Below are 15,589 nucleotides of genomic sequence, written 5' to 3'. Positions count from 1 at the left end.
CGACGAACAGGGAAGAGAAGGTCATGTTGCGTAACGACCCCGAGCCCGATCGGCCTATCGTCGATCGGTTCATCGACTTCATCACCGATACGCAGTTCCCCTGCGTCGGTGCCAAGGCCGCCTATAATCGCGGCGGGATGCATTTCATCGTCGCCCGCGACTTTTCCTCGGCCTGGGATGATCTGCGGATCATTCCGGAACTGATCGCGCTGGCGCAGCGCTATCGCGAGGACCCGCAGCTCTTCCAGTCGCTCGTCGTGCTGTTCCGTGAAGGGGCGCCCGAGGATGAGGCCGAATATGAGAAGCTTTTGTGGAAGCGTCTCGAATCCCTGTCGCAGAAGGACGACTGGCTGGGCCAGCGACCCGATCCGCGCGTCGCGCATGATCCCGATGATCCCCATTTCGCCCTGAGTTTCGGCGGCGAGGCTTTTTTCGTGGTAGGCCTGCATCCCAAGGCGAGCCGCCCGGCAAGGCGGTTCGACCATCCGGCGATCGTCTTCAATCTGCACGACCAGTTCGAGAAGCTTCGCGAAGCGGGCAAATATCAGTCGATGCGCGAGACCATCCTCAAGCGCGACGCGAAGATCGCGGGCTCGATCAACCCGATGCTTGCCGAGCATGGGTCGATTTCGGCGGCACGCCAATATAGCGGCCGCGCGGTGAGCGAGGAATGGAAATGCCCCTTCAGCGGGAGGAAAGCCGATGTCCCGGCGTAACGAGATCCCGCCTCGCAGTGGGACGGCCTTTCGATTGAACGAGGGGCAGACCCTCATCGTGACCGATCCCAAGGGCGAGCAGGTGGCCGATCTCCTGGCCTTCAATGCCGGGGACGTGCGCGAAGTGATCTCGGGCGGGCGTTCGCTCGACTATGCTTCGAAGTTGTTCCTCACCACCGGCGACCCCCTTTATTCCAACCGTTCGAACATCATGCTCGACATCATTTCGGATGATTGCGGGCGGCATGATTTCCTTCTCACGCCCTGTTCGAAGGACACTTTCCGGATCATTTATGGCGACGAGGATCCGCACCGCGGTTGTTTCGGCAATCTGGCCGCCGCTCTCGAGCCTTATGGAATCGAAGAGGATATGATCCCGACCGCGTTCAATGTCTTCATGAACGTGCAGGTCAATGGCGATACCGGCGAGTTGCGCGTCGATCCTCCCCTGTCGAAAGCGGGAGACAGCATTGCGCTGAAGGCGCGCATGGACCTCATCATCGGATTGACCGCCTGCTCGGCGCTTCAATCCAATGGCGGCAGCTTCAAGCCGATTGAATGGGAGATCGTCGGGTGAGCCTCGCGGTCACCCCGATGAACGCGGAGATTTGCGACAATGGCGAGACTTGTCCCGCCCGCAACGTCGAAATCCGCGATCTCGCACGTGGTTTATCGGGCGCGCTTTTCGTTTCGTTGCCGCTGCTTTTCACGATGGAAATGTGGGAGATCGCGCGCACTATTCCCGCGCCGGTCCTGCTTGTTTTCCTCGGCGTCTCGCTGTGCTTCAACCGACTGTTCATCGAATTCGCGGGCTATCGTTGCACCGACTGGCAACGGTCCAAATGGTGGGACGCGCTGGTCACAATGGGAATCGGGCTGGTGGCGAGCGTGCTTACTCTCGCGGTCGCGGGTCTCATCTATCCCAATCTTGCCTTCAACAGCATCGTCCGCCTGGTCGCGCTCGAGACCATTCCGACGAGCATGGGCGCCGCGGTGGCAATCAACCAGCTGGGTGGCGGCGATAGCGGCAAGGACAGCGGCGACCTCCCCTTCAGTACCGACATGACGGTCATCCTCGGCACGCTGCTCGGTGGCTTCCTGTTCGCCTTCAACGTCGCGCCGACGATCGAGACCAAGGTCATCACGCTCCAACAGGACTGGTGGCTGATCAGCGCGACCTTCCTTCTCTCGGTGGCGGTCGCCTATGTGACGGTCCATCTCGCGCAATTTGCCGAGCGGGACATGTCCAAGCGCAAGATCATCACCTCGGAACTGCTCGAGACCGCCATTTCCTACATTGCCGCATTCCTGATCAGCATGCTTCTGTTGTGGACGTTCGGCTATGGAACGCCGCTCGATCCCCTCGAAGTATGGCTGCCGCAAACCATTGTGCTTGCCTATGCAACCGCGCTGGGCGGAGCCGCCGGAAGGATCGTCCTATGAGTGATGGTGAAGACCAAGAAAAGCAGCAGTCCTCCGAGAAGGAAGAGCAGAATCGTCCGCCGACGGTCATCGGCTGGGCGGCCCGAATATTCAGCGTGCTGGCCTTTGCCGCGCTGATCGGCGTGCTCATCTACGAGATCCTCCAGCCGACCCGCGAGGTCGCTCTCGAGGTCAAGCCGCGCTTCGAGGAAGTGCGTGCTTCGAACGGCTACCAGCTTCTCCCCCTCGACATCACCAACGTGTCGACCAAGACGATCCGCGAGCTCAAGGTTGAGCTGGACGTAGGGAGGGAAGAACCCGTCGAGGTCGAGATCATGCTGTTCGGGCAGGGCGAGACGATCCAATATGTCGCTTCGGTCGACGAGGTCCCCGACCAGGTCTCGCACCGCATCGTCAGCTACGAAGCGCCCTAGGGGTATTTCCTGCATCAATCGTGACATGGCGGGCCGCCTTAGCCGCGGCCCCGTGAATATGCTGAGCATTCGCTGAGTGCTGCGGGCGGGTCTTGGACGAGGTCATTGCCCTCGAAGCGCTGACAGCCCCCCCTGCCCTGCTTCCGGCGGGCTTGCGTGCAAAGAAAAAGGGCGGCCCGTGAAGGCCGCCCTTGATCTTGTGCTTGAAGCCGGTTCGATCGCTTAGAAAGCGTCGAGATAGGCCTCATTGCCGACGAAACCCATCTTTTCCACGCTCGCGCGCTTGGTGATGGCCAGCACTTCGTCCACCAGCGCATAGCGCGCTTCGGGTTCAGGCTGGAGGTGCAGTTCGGGCACCGGGTTCATCTGCTGCGAAACATCCAGATACTGGCGCAGCTGGAGCTGGTTCACCGGCGTGCCGTTCCACAGGATCGTATTGCCCTGGGTGATCACAATCTTGTTCTTGATCGGATCGACAGGCGGGTTGGACTGATCGCCGCTATCCTGCGGGAGATCCAGTTTCACCGCGTGGCTCTGCACCGGAATGGTGATGATGAACATGATGAGGAGCACGAGCATGACGTCGATCAACGGCGTCGTGTTCATATCCATCATCGGCTCGTCGCCACCGCTACCTACTGATACTGCCATAGGTCGCTATCCTTTCGGTTAGAGGCGCTGCACCGCGGTTCCGGGAGGCGGTTCGGAGATGAAGCCGACCCGCGCGAAACCGGCGCGTTGCATGGTGAAAATCGTGCCCCCGATGCACTTGTACGGCGTATCGACGTCCCCGCGGATATGCGCTTCAGGCATATTTTCCGGAGTGATGTTGTCGACGCCGCCGAGGCGTTCGATTTCGTCTTCCAGCTTGGTCACCGCCATGTTGAGAAGATCTTCGGAATTCACCTTGGTGAGGTTCCAATAGACTTCGCAGGTACCACCCGGACCACCTCTCACGGAGAGGTTGACGTTTTCGGGCTTGGTGTCGGTCGGTTCGAAAGCCACGTCAGGCAGCTTCACGGGGACCGATTCGAGCACGACGGGGATCGCGATGAGGAAGATGATCAGGAGGACCAACATGACGTCCACGAGGGGCGTCGTGTTGATGTCGGACATCGGGATGTCCTCTTCCTCCATTCCTACATTCATAGCCATAAGGCAGTCATTCCTTCGCTTGGGGAAAGGTCCCGGGCGGGCCGGATGCCCGACCCGGGTCGAACCCTTCGCTTAGCTCTTGACGGTCGGCTTGACCGGCGCGCCACCCGTGGTGGTCGCGGCGGGCTTCGCCGTGGCAGCCTTGGTGGCCGGCGCGGTCGCGAGCTGCGGCTTCACCTTGCCGTCGCTCATCAGATAGCCGTGAACGTCGGTGGTGAAGGCGGCCAGATCTTCCATGATCGCCTTGTTGCGACGCTGCAGCCAGTTGAAGGCCATGACGGCCGGAACCGCGACGACGAGACCGAGAGCGGTCATGATCAGCGCTTCACCGACGGGACCGGCGACGGTCGAGATCGAGGCCTGACCGGCAGCACCGATCTTGATCAGCGCGCGGTAGATGCCGACAACGGTACCGAAGAGGCCGATAAACGGCGCGGTCGCACCGGTCGTCGCGAGGAAGGCCAGGCCTTCGCCGAGACGGTTGCCGATGGCGTTCTTCGAACGTTCGAGCGAGCCGTGCATCCAGTCATGCTGGTCGACCGGGTCGGTCAGCTTGCCATGCTGTTCCATCGCGACGACGGCGTCTTCGACGATGGCGCGATAGGCGCTCTTCTTTTCGAGCTTCGAAGCGGCTTCGCGAAGGTTCGCCGAGTTCCAGAAGTTGGCGCGGACCTTGTTGGCCTGGCTCATGATCTTCTGCTGCTGAAGCAGCTTGGTGAAGAAGATGTAGAAGGTGAAGATCGACATGGCGACGAGGATCGAGAAGGTCGCGATGGCGATGATGCCGCCTTCTTCGAGCGCGGCACGGATGCCGTACGGATTTTCGGCAGCGGCTGCCAGGAGATAAGTGACCATGGGTTGTGCTTCCTATTGAGTGTCTTTGAAAGTGCTGTGTTTATTCCGGAATCTGCCAACGGATCGACGGCGTCGTCACCGTACCCACCACCTTGGCGCCCTTATCGTCGGTCGCAGGGGTGAAGCGCGCGCGGCGCTCGAGGATACGGCAAGTCTGGCTGTCGAGAGCCGATGAACCCGACGACCGGGTGATCTGGCAGTCCTGGACGCGGCCATTGGTGCCGACGGTCAGGCGTGCCACCACGGTCCCTTCGTCGCCGTTGCGCAGGGCACGGCTCGGATAGTCGTCGGTGGAGAACAGGCTCCGCAAGTCACCACGCGGCTGCGCCGGTTCGATCCTCGGCGGCGGCGGCGCCGGCGGGGCCGGCGGCGTCACGGGCGCGGTCGGCGTAATAACCGGCGGCGGCGCCACGGGCGTCGAGACGATAGGCGGCGGAGCCACGTTGGTGCGCACGATCGGCGGCGGCGCCACTACGGGCGGCGGCACTTCGACCGGCTGCTGTTCGGGCGGGGGCGGGGGCTCTTCCGGCGGGGGCGGCGGCTCGTCCTCAACGTCAAAGGTCTTCAGATCTTCAACGGTCTTCTTGACCACGTTGTAGGCGAGTCCACTGACCAACGCATAGCCCAGCGTGATCGTAACCAGCGCGACCAAGGCAATAGCCAAGGGCCGGTTACCGCTCATTTGCTTGCGATTGACGTAGGACATTAAGTCGCAACTCTCCTCGTTTTCCGCGGGGCGTTCCGCGGACAGGCTCGGCGGACCGGTTCCGCCATGCCTTGGGGGCTTAAACTGGTGCCGTGCGATAAAGTATCATTCGGCAACAGCGGGTTTCCTTATATCTCCGTAAAGGGCACGGCAAGGTCTTTGTTCCCTAGCCGACAGGCGCACCGTGCCTCGCGCGCGTCCCTTTTCACCGCGCGCGAAGGGCTCAGTCGGAGGAATATTCGATGCCCACTCCGTCGGCATCATCGTAGATATCGGGCTTCATCGAGCGCACGCGCAGCGATTTCACTCCCTTTACCGAGCCGATTCGCTCGAAAATGGAGCGAACCAGCGTTTCCTGCAAGTTGAACCGGCGGCTTTCGACGACGGCCAAGATTTCCTCGCGCACGAAATCATAATTCCAGGCATCTTCCTTCTCGTCGCGCGTGGGGTCGGTGCCTTCGTCGAGCAGGATCTCGACACTGATCAGCAGGCGCTGGGGCGACCCGATCTCGAAATCGTGGAAGCCGATGTCGGCCCGCACCTCGAGATTTTCGAGGAGGATGCGGCGGCGGCGCGGTTCTAGGCGGGGAAGTCCGTCGAGGGTCATTCTTTCTCCAGATATTGGACATCGCGCGGGAGCGCCATGAAGCGCTGCCCCGCATCGAGAATCAGGGTCTGCCCGGTCACGCCGGGAGCGCGGGCGAGATAGAGGACGGCATCAACCAGTTCGTCGGGTTCAACGCCATGGCCGAGCGGATTGAGCGCATGGACGCGCTTGAAATCGTCGGGCCCCTGCCCTGCCGACTGAAGCATCAGCGCGGGCGCGATGCCGTTGACGCGGATGCCCTTCGGGGCCAGCGCGCGCGCCGCGATATCGGCAAGCGCGGCGAGGCCCGACTTGGACAGGGTATAGCTGAGGAAGTCGGGATTGGGTGACGCCAGCTTGGCATCGAGGATGTTGATGATCGCCGCGCGGTGCCCCTCGGGATGGCGCTTCGCCATGGCCTGGGTGAGGAGAGCCGGCGCCTGCAGATTGACCGCCATGTGCGCGGCAAATTCATCCGTCGAGAAAGCATCGAGGCTGTCGGGCGCGAAGCGGGCCGCATTGTTGACGAGGAGGTCAAGCGGCGCGCCCGCGGCATCGAGAAGCTTCTCCCCGATGGCCGGATCGGCGAGATCGCCCGCCACCGCTCTTGCGCCCTCGGCAACCTCGTCGTCCGGGCGGCGGACATGAGCGATCACGTCCCAGCCCTCGGCAATCAGTCTCTCCGACAGGCGGCGCCCGACGCGGCAGCGCGCACCGGTGACCAGGGCTAAGGGCTTGGCATCCGTCGACATCGGCGCCCTGATGCCCCCCGTTGCCGAAAAGCGCAACTGGCACCCGGGCGGCTTCGTCCCTAGATAGGCCAGATGCCCGAGACCAATTGTCCCCCGCTATCGCTTGCCGGCCAGTCGCTCGCCGAGATCGCTGCGGCCATCGAGGAGCGCGGCGCACCACCCGTTGACCAATGGAACCCCGAGCATTGCGGGGACAGCGACATGCGCATCGCGCGCGATGGGACCTGGTATCATCAGGGAAGCCCCATCCGCCGCAAGGCGATGACGCGGCTTTTCTCGACCGTTCTCAGGCGCGAGGAGGACGGCAGCCATGTGCTGGTCACCCCGGTCGAGAAACTCTCGATCGAGGTCGAGCGAACGGCCTTTCGAGCGATCGCGATGACCAGCGAAGGCGAAGGCGAGGAACGCACGCTCGCCTTCGAACTGGATTCGGGCGACCTGGTGATCGCGGGCCCCGATCATCCGCTGTCGATCCGGCAATGCGAGGATGGCCCTTCTCCGCGCCTGGCAGTGCGTCACGGGCTCGAGGCCGAGCTTGACCGACCCGTCTATTACGAACTTGCCGAACTGGCGCTGGAGCATAATCCGCCGGGCGTCTGGTCGAACGGCCAATTCTTCACTTTCGCCTCGTGACCCTCGAAGAACGGTTGCGCGCCGCGATTGCCGCGCCCACGCCAAGCGAACCTTCGCGCGATGACGTGGATCCGCACGAAGAGGGAAACACCACGCCGGCGGCCGTGCTGGTGGGGATCATCGCACGCCGCGAGCCGATGCTCCTTCTCACCGTGCGCGCGGGCGACATGCGCACCCATGCCGGGCAGGTCGCCTTTCCCGGCGGAAAAATCGATGCGGGCGAAACCGCCGAGGAAGCCGCGGTGCGCGAAGCGCAGGAGGAATTGGGTATCTCGGCCGATGCCTTGCGGGTGTTGGGCGCAATCGACGCCTATCGGACCGGGACCGATTTTCATGTCACGCCCGTCGTCGCACTGGTCGATCCGGATATCGAACTGTTTCCCGAACCCGCCGAAGTGGCCGAATGGTTCGAAGCCTCTCTGGCACAACTGATCGATCCCGCGCGCCATCGTCGCGAAAGCGTTGAATGGCGGGGCCGGAGCCGCCATTACTGGAAAATCGACTATGAGGACCGCGAGATTTGGGGGGCCACCGCTGGCATGATCGTCAACCTGTCACACCGGCTGCGCCATGCGCTTTGACCCCGGCCCCTTGAGGGAGCGGCCCGGAATGAAGAAGCTGCTCGCCGCTCTGGGCGAGGAGAAAGGCCATGTCCGCTTCGTCGGCGGGGCAGTGCGCGACATCCTCCTGGGACTGGAAGTCGCCGATGTGGACTGCGCGGTCGTCCATTCGCCCGACACGGTCATCGAGCGTCTCGAACAGGCCGGTATCAAGGCGGTGCCGACGGGCATCGACCATGGGACGGTGACGGCTGTAAGCAATGGGACGGTGGTCGAGGTGACGACGCTCCGCTCGGACGTGTCCACTGACGGGCGCCGCGCCACCGTCGCTTACACGAGCGACTGGAAGGAGGATGCGGCGCGGCGCGACTTCACCTTCAATGCGCTCTATGCCGATCCGCGAACGGGCGAGCTGTTCGACTATTTCGGGGGGCAGGAGGATCTCGAAGCGCGACGCGTGCGCTTCATCGGCGATGCGTGGCGCCGCATCGCGGAAGACCATCTGCGCATCCTGCGTTTCTTCCGTTTCCATGCGCGCTTCGGAGAAGGGCTTCCCGATGCCGAGGGGCTGGATGCCTGCACCAAGCGGGCCAATGACCTGATGGCGCTGTCGCGCGAACGGGTGGCGGACGAGCTTCTCAAGCTGCTCGGGCTGCCCGCGCCCGGCGATACGGTCGAACTGATGGTCGAACGGGGGATTTTCCGTCCCGTCCTGCCCGAAGTGGCGAATGTCACGGCGCTGCGGGAACTGCTCGAATTCGAACGGCGCGCTTCTCTCGCCCCTTCCCCGCTGCGGCGGCTGGCCGCGCTGCTTCCCGCCGATCCGGAGGTCGGGCGCGACATTGCCGCACGCCTCAAATTTTCCCGCCAGCAGCGCCATCATCTTGCGTCGATCCTCGATCCCGCATCGGGCGATGCACGCGCGATGGCCTATCGGGACGGAAAGGAGATCGCGATCGACCGGATTGCGCTCACCCCCGCCTGGTCGGGCGACCGCGAGAAGAGCATAGCGCAAATCAGGGACTGGGATATGCCGCAGCTTCCCATCAAGGGTGGCCAACTGATCGAGCGGGGCGTGCCGAAAGGCCCCGAGGTGGCGACGATCTTGCGCGCTATCGAAAAGGATTGGATCGAAGCCGATTTTCCGGATGGCCCTGCGTTCGAGGCCATCGTCGAAAAGCGGGTCGGTTAATCAGTCGAGCGTTTCGACCGGGCCCGTGAACACCAGCCCGGCTTCGTTGCCGAGCGCCCAGCGCACCTGGCAGGGATAGTCTCCCATACGGCCCACGCGCAGGCGGACATGTTCGCCGATCATCGGCGACCCGTCGGTCTGCACACGGCAGCCTTCGCTGGAAATGTCGATCACGGTGACCTCGCTTTCCACGCCTTCGCTGTCCACCAGCCTGCCCGTGTGGCGAACTGCCACCCGTGGTCCTCTTTTGATCTGTCCCGGTTCACGCATGACTTTTCTCTACTCCGCAAACGGTTAAGGTCTGCTTACCCTGTTTCCCCTTAGCTTGATACAAGTTAAAAAAGTCGTCATGCTTCCTCTATCAGCCTGGGGGACAGCGTGGCCGACGTCTTTTTATCCTACGCCCGCGAGGACCAGCCCGATGCCGAGCGCCTTGCCGGGGCGATCGAGGTCTCGGGCCGGACGGTGTGGTGGGACCGGCATATCGTCGGTGGCTCCGAATTTTCCTCCGAGATCGAAAACCAGCTGAAAGCCGCCCGCAAGATCATCGTTCTCTGGTCGGCGCATTCGGTACGCTCGCGCTGGGTGCGCGACGAGGCCAGCGTGGCGGCCGACAGCGGTCGGCTGGTCTCAGTCAGTCTCGATGGCACCCCGCCCCCGCTCGGCTTTCGCCAGTTCCACTATATCGACCTGGCATCCCGGCCGATTGGCGAAGGCGGGCTGCCGCCCGAAGTGGCGGCGGCGCTCGGCGTCGTTTCCGCAGCGCCGCAGGATGCCGATCCCTCGCTTCCAAGGGGGAGGAAAGGTTTGCCACTTCTCCTCCTGGCGATGATCAGCCTTCTCCTAGTGGCGGGGACGCTCTCGCTATGGCGATCGGATGGGTTGCGCGGCTTCTTCGAGGGCCCTGCCGAACAGAAAGCCACGCTGGCCATCCTGCCTTTCTCGGTGGGCGGCGATGATGAACTTGCGCATCTTGGCAAGGGGCTGGCCATCGCGCTTTCGAACGGCCTCTCGGTACTGCATGGACTGACACTGATTTCGACGACTTCTACACAGGCGGTCGTTGATCGCGAGTTGCCGACCAACGAGATTGGCGATGCGTTGGGTGCGACCCATTTCGTCGAAGGCGATATCCGTATCGACGGGGAGCGAGTGAATGCGACGCTCCGCTTGATCGACGCGCGCACCGAAAGGCAGCTGTGGAGCGAAGCCTTTGCGGGCGAGCGCGGCAATCTGCCCGACCTGGAACGGCGCATCGGGAACCAGCTGGCAGCGGCGGTGAAGGCCCGCCTGGGCCTCAGCGGCGGCGATTTCCGCGGCCATGAGAATATCGACCCCCGCGCCTATGACGCCTATCTTCGGGGCATGGAGCATCTGTCGGTGCGCTTCGACCGGGAAAAGCGAGCCGAATCGCTACGGCAGTTCCGGATTGCCGCCGATATCGAACCCGAATTCGCGGCCGCGCACGCGGGGATTGCCTACGTCCTCTCGCTATCGACTTCGTATCACTTTCCGTTGAGCCTCGATACGATCATGGCGCAGCAGAAAGCTGCAAATGATCGCGCGCTCGAACTCGATCCCGACAATGTCATGGCGATACTTGCCCGGGCCAATGCCGCGCACAATTACCATGGCGATATCGACGCCAGCTTCAAGTTTACCCGACGAGCGCTCGAGCTCGATCCCAATAGCGGTCTCGCACATTATTCGATGGGCTCCTCGCTGTTGATGGCCGGGCGTCCCCAAGAAGCGCTTCTCCATTATGACCGCGCGATTGCTGCGGACCCCTTCAATCTCGTGCAGAAGATTTTCCGAATACTCGCCTATCACGAGCTGCAAGACTATCAGGCGATCAAGGCCGAAGCGTCTCAATGTGTACGGCCCTGCCCTGGGGCAGCGTGGGAATGGTTCGATGCGCTTGCCGGGTATGGAACCCCTTTTGATCTAAAACAGGATCTCGACACCATCATCACTCTGGGGGGAGACGAATTTGATGACAAGATCAGGTCTGAAATGCGTACAGTTGCTAGGTATTTCGTTCTGGGCGAAAAAGGTCATATCTCTGGCGACGATGGCTCGGGGCGTGGCTTTCCCTATGCCATCCTCCTCGCTCACTTTGGCCACATCGACGATGCTTTCAAAGTAATCGATCGCAGCATCGATGACATGCAGGCCGACGAGATTTTGTTACTGACCCGGCCCGGGCGGCTGGTCTTTCCCGAACATGTGCGTTCGGACCCGCGTTATCATGCGATCTTCGAGGTGCCGCGCTTCAAGGCAGTGATCGAATACCGGCGCAAGGCGGGGATAACCAACGGGCTTCCGATCCACCCCGTCCAGGCAGCCCGCTAGCCCGCGAGCCCCTTGCCGCGCCGATTGTCCCAATAGGCCAGCGCATCGTCGGGCGAGAGCGCGCGGGCAAAGTGGAAGCCCTGCCCGGTCGAGCAGCCCAGCGCTGCCAGCGTGGTCGCCAGTTCGAGGCTTTCGATGCCTTCGGCAGTGGTCTTCATGCCAAGCGCATCGGCGAGGCTGAGAATGGCGCGCACGATGGCGATGCTGTCCGCGTCCTGGTGCATGGCGCGCACGAAACTCTGGTCGATCTTGAGGACGTCGATCGGCAGACGCTGCAGATAGGCGAGGCTCGAATAGCCCGTTCCGAAATCATCCATCGCGACGGTGGCCTCGAGGCCTTTCAATGCCTCGAAGACGCGGGTGGCGCGGCCCGGGTCCTGGACGATCGCGCTTTCGGTCAGTTCGAGGATCATCCGGTCGCCGCCGAGGCCACTGCAGCTCAACGCTTCCTGCACCGTATGGGCGATATTGTCGCGCGCCATCTGGATCGCCGACATGTTGACGCCGACCTGCAGCGGAAGTTTCTGCCCCGCCTGCTTGTCCCAGCGGCTGAGCGTTTCCGCTGCCTTGCAGAGCGCCCAGCGCCCCAGTTCGATGATGAGGCCCGATTCCTCGGCGACCGGAATGAATTCGCACGGGTTAATCGGGCCGCGATCCTCATGGTGCCAGCGCGACAGCGCCTCGAAGCCGGTGACCTCGCCGCTGCGCAGGTCGACGAGCGGCTGGAACGCCAGTTCGAGTTCGTCGCGGTCGAGCGCGCGGCGCAATTCGGTCTCGAGCGAGAAGCGGCGGCGCGCGGCGCTTGCCTCGCGCGGTTCGTAGATGTTGGGCCGGCCCTGCTGCTTGGCTTGCTTCACCGCGAACTGGGCGTTGCGGAACAGCTCTTCGGCGTGGCTGTCGGCATCGACGAGGGCGATGCCGATGCCGCAGTCGACCCGGATTTCCAACTCGCTAAGCTTGAAGGGATCGGCAAGCTGCGCCTGGATCCGTTCGGCCGCGCGGAGGGCATCGCTCGCGCCCTGGCGCGCCTTGATGAGCAAGCCGAATTCATTCCCTCCGGTGCGGGCCAGGAGATCCCCGCTGCGAAGCGTGCTCATCAGCCGCCGCGCGAAGGTGATGAGAAGCTCATCGCCCGCGAGGCTGCCAATGCTTTCGTTGATGCGCGAGAAGCGAAGGATGTCGACGACCATCACCGCATAGTCGGTCTTTTCGCCTTCCGCGAGGTCGGCAATCGATTCCGCGAAGCTCAGCCGGTTGGGCAGGCCCGTGAGGCTGTCGCGCAGCCGTTCGGCGCGCAGGTGACGCTCGGCGCGCTTTTCCATCGTTCGATCGACCAGGCTGACGAGGCAGCGCGGCGATCCGTCGGCGGCGGGATCGAGCGGCGCGAGCTTGAAAGTGAAAAAGCGCTGGTTGAGCCCCTCGCCATCGGTGGCCTGGCTTTCGTCCTGCGCATTCATCGGATCCTGGAGATAGGCGTGAAGAAAGTCCCCGAGCGGACCGGCGGCATGGCGCTTGAAGATCTGGAGCTCGCTCTCCTCCGAATTCATCTCCATCAGCGTCTTGCGGAAATGCTCGTTGATGTCGTGCACCCACAGATTGCCTTCGCGCAGGCCGACGATGGCGGCCGCCAGCGGAAGAGCATGAAGGAGGAGGCCGTCATCCCTTGTTTCAGGAATCTTCGCCTCCCTTGCGGGGACATTCGAGATCGGTCGCGCTAGCTGCATCGCCTGGCGGCCCTACGCCCAAAGGAGTTAATTTCACGTTTTCGCGTCAATTAATGTAGATCAATCATCATCCGATTTGACGACGGGCGGAACGAAGCGGTTGTTTTGCGGGAATCCGGTCGGTGCCATGCGCCCCGCGGCGCCGCGCGCGACCTTCCATGGACGCATGTCGCTTTCGGTGCGGTTGCGATTGCCGCCGCCCATCGCCCAGCTGATCCCCTCTTCGAGCTTGAACGCCATCGCGTCCGACAGGCCACCATCGCGATAGCGCTGGAGCTGCACCCCTGCTCCGCGCGCGAGGACGGGCATTTCCTCGGCCATGAAAACGAGCAGCTTGCGGTTCTCGCCCACCACGGCGATCGCGTCGGCATCGTCGGCGACGGGCTTGAGCAGTTGCACTTTCGCGCCCTTGCGGAGGTTCATCAGCTGCTTGCCCTTGCGCGTTTCGGCGAGCACCGCTTCCCCGCTGGTCAGGAAGCCTCGGCCATCGTCGGCGGCAACGAGCAATTTCGTTTCGGCCGCCACGGGCATCGCCGCGACGATTTCGACTTCGCCATCCAAGTCAATCATCAGGCGCACCGGCTCCCCGAAGCCGCGTCCGCCCGGCAGCTTGTCCCCGCCGATGGTGAAGACGCGTCCGTTGGCCGCCATGATGACGATGCGGTCGGTGGTGTAGGCGTGGAAGTGGATGTCAGCTTCGTCGCCTTCGCGGAATTTCATGTCGGCGACGCCGGCCAGATCGACATGGCCCTTCATCCCGCGGATCCAGCCCTTTTTCGACAGGATGACGGTGATCGGCTCCTTCTCGATCATCGCGGTCCAGTCGAGATCCTTGGCGACCTCGGCGACTTCATGGCCGGTGCGGCGCTTGTCGTCGGCATATTCCTTGGCGAGCGCGGCGAGATCCTTTTTGAGCCGCGTCTTTTGCCGCGCGGGCGAGGCGACCAGCTGTTCGAGGCCTTCCTTCTCCTTGATGAGCGCATCGCGCTCCTCGTTCAAAGCCATTTCCTCGAGCTTGCGCAAGCTGCGCAGCCGCATGTTGAGGATCGCCTCGGCCTGGCGGTCGCTGATCTTGAATTCGGCCATCATCACGGCCTTGGGCTCGTCCTCGGTGCGGATGATCTCGATCACCCGGTCGAGGTTGAGGAAGGCGATAATGAAACCTTCCACAAGTTCGAGCCGCGCATCGATCTTGTTGATGCGATGGTTCGAGCGGTTGACCAGCACGTCAATCTGGAAGTCGATCCAGCTGAGCAACGCTTCTTTGAGGCTCATCACCCCCGGCGTGCGCCCGTCCTCGAGGACGTTGAGGTTGAGCGCGAAGCGGCTTTCGAGATCGGTGAGCTTGAACAGGCTTTCGAGAAGCAGGTCGGGATCGACCGTCCGGCTCTTGGGTTCGAGGACGATGCGGATGTCCTCGGCGCTTTCGTCGCGCACGTCGGCAAGGATCGGCAGCTTCTTGTCGGCGATGAGGCCCGCGATCTGTTCGATCAGCTTGCCCTTGGAGACGCCATAGGGAATTTCGCTCACCACCAGGTGCCAGGCCCCGCCCTTTTCCTTCACCTGCTCGATGCGCGAACGGATGCGGAAGGAGCCCCGCCCCGTGACATAGGCCTTGGCAATGATCGCCTCGTCATCGACGAGCAGGCCGCCGGTCGGGAAGTCGGGGCCTTTGACGAATTGCATCAGTTCGCCATCGTCAGCGCGGCGATTGTCGATGAGGTGGACGGTGGCGTCGCACAGTTCGCCGACATTGTGCGGGGGAATGGAGGTTGCCATGCCCACCGCGATCCCCGCCGCGCCATTGGCGAGCAGGTTGGGGAAGAGGCCCGGAAAGACCTCGGGCTCCTCTTCCTCGCCATTATAAGTGGGGCGGAAGGCGACCGTGCCTTCGTCGAGCCCCGCCATCAGGCGCATCGCGGTCTTGGTCAGCCGCGCTTCGGTATAGCGGTAGGCGGCGGCATTATCGCCGTCGATATTGCCGAAATTGCCCTGCCCTTCGACCAGCGGATAGCGCAGCGAGAAATCCTGTGCGAGCCGCACCATCGCGTCATAGACCGACTGGTCGCCATGCGGATGATATTTGCCGATGACATCGCCCACCACGCGAGCCGATTTCTTGTACGCCCCTGCCGGATCAAGCTTCAAAAGCCGCATCGCCCAGAGCAAGCGGCGATGCACCGGCTTCAACCCATCGCGAACGTCCGGAAGAGAACGCGCGGTGATGGTAGACAGGGCATAGACGAGGTAGCGCTCGGAGAGGGCGCTGGAGAAAGGTTCGTCGATGATGGAATCGAGTTCGGTGGTCATGGGAGTGGGTTAGCAAGCGGTGTGTGGGGCGTCATCCCGAACTTGGACAAGGTCTCATTTTCCTCGGCGTCCTTGCGGCGCTCCCACGCGAGGGAACCCCACAACATATAGGCCCGTGGCGCAATTTTGTCGCGCCCAAGCCGAAACTGAATTGTTGAATGCTGTCGCGCAGATAATGCACGATGCGCGGCA

At 62.7% G+C, this 15,589-nt stretch carries 17 protein-coding genes; 8 read left to right on the top strand and 9 right to left on the bottom strand.

The genetic code is table 11. The features are described from left to right. Positions 1 to 23: 23 nt before the first annotated feature. Genes gntA through FHS50_RS02015 form a run of 4 tightly spaced genes read left to right on the top strand, consistent with a single transcriptional unit; the run spans position 24 to position 2,572 of the window. Positions 24 to 716 (top strand): guanitoxin biosynthesis heme-dependent pre-guanitoxin N-hydroxylase GntA, encoded by a 693-nt coding sequence (gene gntA / locus FHS50_RS02030; protein WP_183932728.1) that lies wholly within the window; start codon positions 24 to 26, stop codon positions 714 to 716. Further along, positions 703 to 1,293 carry a DUF1989 domain-containing protein gene (locus FHS50_RS02025; protein WP_183932727.1) on the top strand — a complete coding sequence of 197 codons (591 nt, stop codon included), beginning with the start codon at positions 703 to 705 and terminating at the stop codon, positions 1,291 to 1,293. Before gntA ends, FHS50_RS02025 begins: the two co-directional genes overlap by 14 nt. Then, the gene (locus FHS50_RS02020; RefSeq protein ID WP_183932726.1) at positions 1,275 to 2,159 is read left to right on the top strand and encodes a DUF2391 family protein; all 885 of its coding nucleotides are present in this window, start codon (positions 1,275 to 1,277) and stop codon (positions 2,157 to 2,159) included. Before FHS50_RS02025 ends, FHS50_RS02020 begins: the two co-directional genes overlap by 19 nt. Continuing rightward, complete coding sequence (locus FHS50_RS02015) at positions 2,156 to 2,572, top strand: hypothetical protein (RefSeq protein ID WP_183932725.1); 417 nt, start codon at positions 2,156 to 2,158, stop codon at positions 2,570 to 2,572. Before FHS50_RS02020 ends, FHS50_RS02015 begins: the two co-directional genes overlap by 4 nt. Before the next feature lie 222 nt (positions 2,573 to 2,794). Here the strand turns inward: FHS50_RS02015 and FHS50_RS02010 are convergent, their stop codons facing one another. From FHS50_RS02010 to FHS50_RS01985, 6 genes are all read right to left on the bottom strand, one after another. Next, a complete protein-coding gene (locus tag FHS50_RS02010) occupies positions 2,795 to 3,223 on the bottom strand; it encodes an ExbD/TolR family protein (RefSeq protein WP_183932724.1) in 429 nt (142 codons plus the stop codon). Positions 3,224 to 3,241: 18 nt separating this feature from the next. Further along, complete coding sequence (locus tag FHS50_RS02005) at positions 3,242 to 3,727, bottom strand: ExbD/TolR family protein (protein ID WP_183932723.1); 486 nt, start codon at positions 3,725 to 3,727, stop codon at positions 3,242 to 3,244. 72 nt (positions 3,728 to 3,799) lie between these two features. Beyond that, a complete protein-coding gene (locus FHS50_RS02000; RefSeq protein ID WP_183932722.1) occupies positions 3,800 to 4,582 on the bottom strand; it encodes a MotA/TolQ/ExbB proton channel family protein in 783 nt (260 codons plus the stop codon). Positions 4,583 to 4,622: 40 nt separating this feature from the next. After that, entirely contained in the window at positions 4,623 to 5,288 is a 666-nt protein-coding gene (locus tag FHS50_RS01995; RefSeq protein ID WP_183932721.1) for an energy transducer TonB, read from the bottom strand. Positions 5,289 to 5,511: 223 nt separating this feature from the next. Beyond that, entirely contained in the window at positions 5,512 to 5,895 is a 384-nt protein-coding gene (locus FHS50_RS01990) for a dihydroneopterin aldolase (protein ID WP_183932720.1), read from the bottom strand. Beyond that, on the bottom strand, positions 5,892 to 6,626 hold the full coding sequence (locus tag FHS50_RS01985; protein WP_183932719.1) for an SDR family oxidoreductase: 735 nt from the start codon (positions 6,624 to 6,626) through the stop codon (positions 5,892 to 5,894). Before FHS50_RS01985 ends, FHS50_RS01990 begins: the two co-directional genes overlap by 4 nt. A 72-nt stretch (positions 6,627 to 6,698) precedes the next feature. Between FHS50_RS01985 and FHS50_RS01980 the strand changes: the two genes are divergently transcribed. Genes FHS50_RS01980 through FHS50_RS01970 form a run of 3 tightly spaced genes read left to right on the top strand, consistent with a single transcriptional unit; the run spans position 6,699 to position 9,011 of the window. After that, positions 6,699 to 7,259 carry a DUF1285 domain-containing protein gene (locus FHS50_RS01980; RefSeq protein WP_183932718.1) on the top strand — a complete coding sequence of 187 codons (561 nt, stop codon included), beginning with the start codon at positions 6,699 to 6,701 and terminating at the stop codon, positions 7,257 to 7,259. After that, positions 7,256 to 7,840, top strand: coding sequence for a CoA pyrophosphatase (locus tag FHS50_RS01975; RefSeq protein WP_183932717.1), 585 nt, complete (start codon positions 7,256 to 7,258; stop codon positions 7,838 to 7,840). The genes FHS50_RS01980 and FHS50_RS01975 overlap by 4 nt, the downstream gene beginning before the upstream one ends. 28 nt (positions 7,841 to 7,868) lie before the next feature. After that, positions 7,869 to 9,011, top strand: a complete 1,143-nt coding sequence (locus FHS50_RS01970) for a CCA tRNA nucleotidyltransferase (protein WP_246332919.1) — start codon at positions 7,869 to 7,871, stop codon at positions 9,009 to 9,011. Here FHS50_RS01970 and FHS50_RS01965 read toward each other — a convergent pair whose 3' ends face one another. Further along, positions 9,012 to 9,245 carry a PilZ domain-containing protein gene (locus tag FHS50_RS01965; RefSeq protein WP_183932715.1) on the bottom strand — a complete coding sequence of 78 codons (234 nt, stop codon included), beginning with the start codon at positions 9,243 to 9,245 and terminating at the stop codon, positions 9,012 to 9,014. Between the two features lie 144 nt (positions 9,246 to 9,389). Here FHS50_RS01965 and FHS50_RS01960 point away from each other — a divergent pair, with 144 nt between their 5' ends. Next, on the top strand, positions 9,390 to 11,363 hold the full coding sequence (locus FHS50_RS01960) for a TIR domain-containing protein (protein WP_183932714.1): 1,974 nt from the start codon (positions 9,390 to 9,392) through the stop codon (positions 11,361 to 11,363). Here the strand turns inward: FHS50_RS01960 and FHS50_RS01955 are convergent. Continuing rightward, positions 11,360 to 13,087: a putative bifunctional diguanylate cyclase/phosphodiesterase gene (locus FHS50_RS01955; RefSeq protein WP_183932713.1), complete on the bottom strand. Its 1,728-nt coding sequence runs from the start codon at positions 13,085 to 13,087 to the stop codon at positions 11,360 to 11,362. The genes FHS50_RS01960 and FHS50_RS01955 overlap by 4 nt on opposite strands. A 60-nt stretch (positions 13,088 to 13,147) precedes the next feature. Then, positions 13,148 to 15,397 carry a DNA topoisomerase IV subunit A gene (parC, locus tag FHS50_RS01950; protein WP_183932712.1) on the bottom strand — a complete coding sequence of 750 codons (2,250 nt, stop codon included), beginning with the start codon at positions 15,395 to 15,397 and terminating at the stop codon, positions 13,148 to 13,150. Positions 15,398 to 15,589: the final 192 nt, after the last annotated feature.

It is taken from the genome of Sphingomicrobium lutaoense (assembly GCF_014195685.1).
GTDB classification, from domain to species: domain Bacteria; phylum Pseudomonadota; class Alphaproteobacteria; order Sphingomonadales; family Sphingomonadaceae; genus Sphingomicrobium; species Sphingomicrobium lutaoense.
Note: the sequence above shows the minus strand (reverse complement) of the source record. Positions and strands in the feature narration are given on the sequence as shown.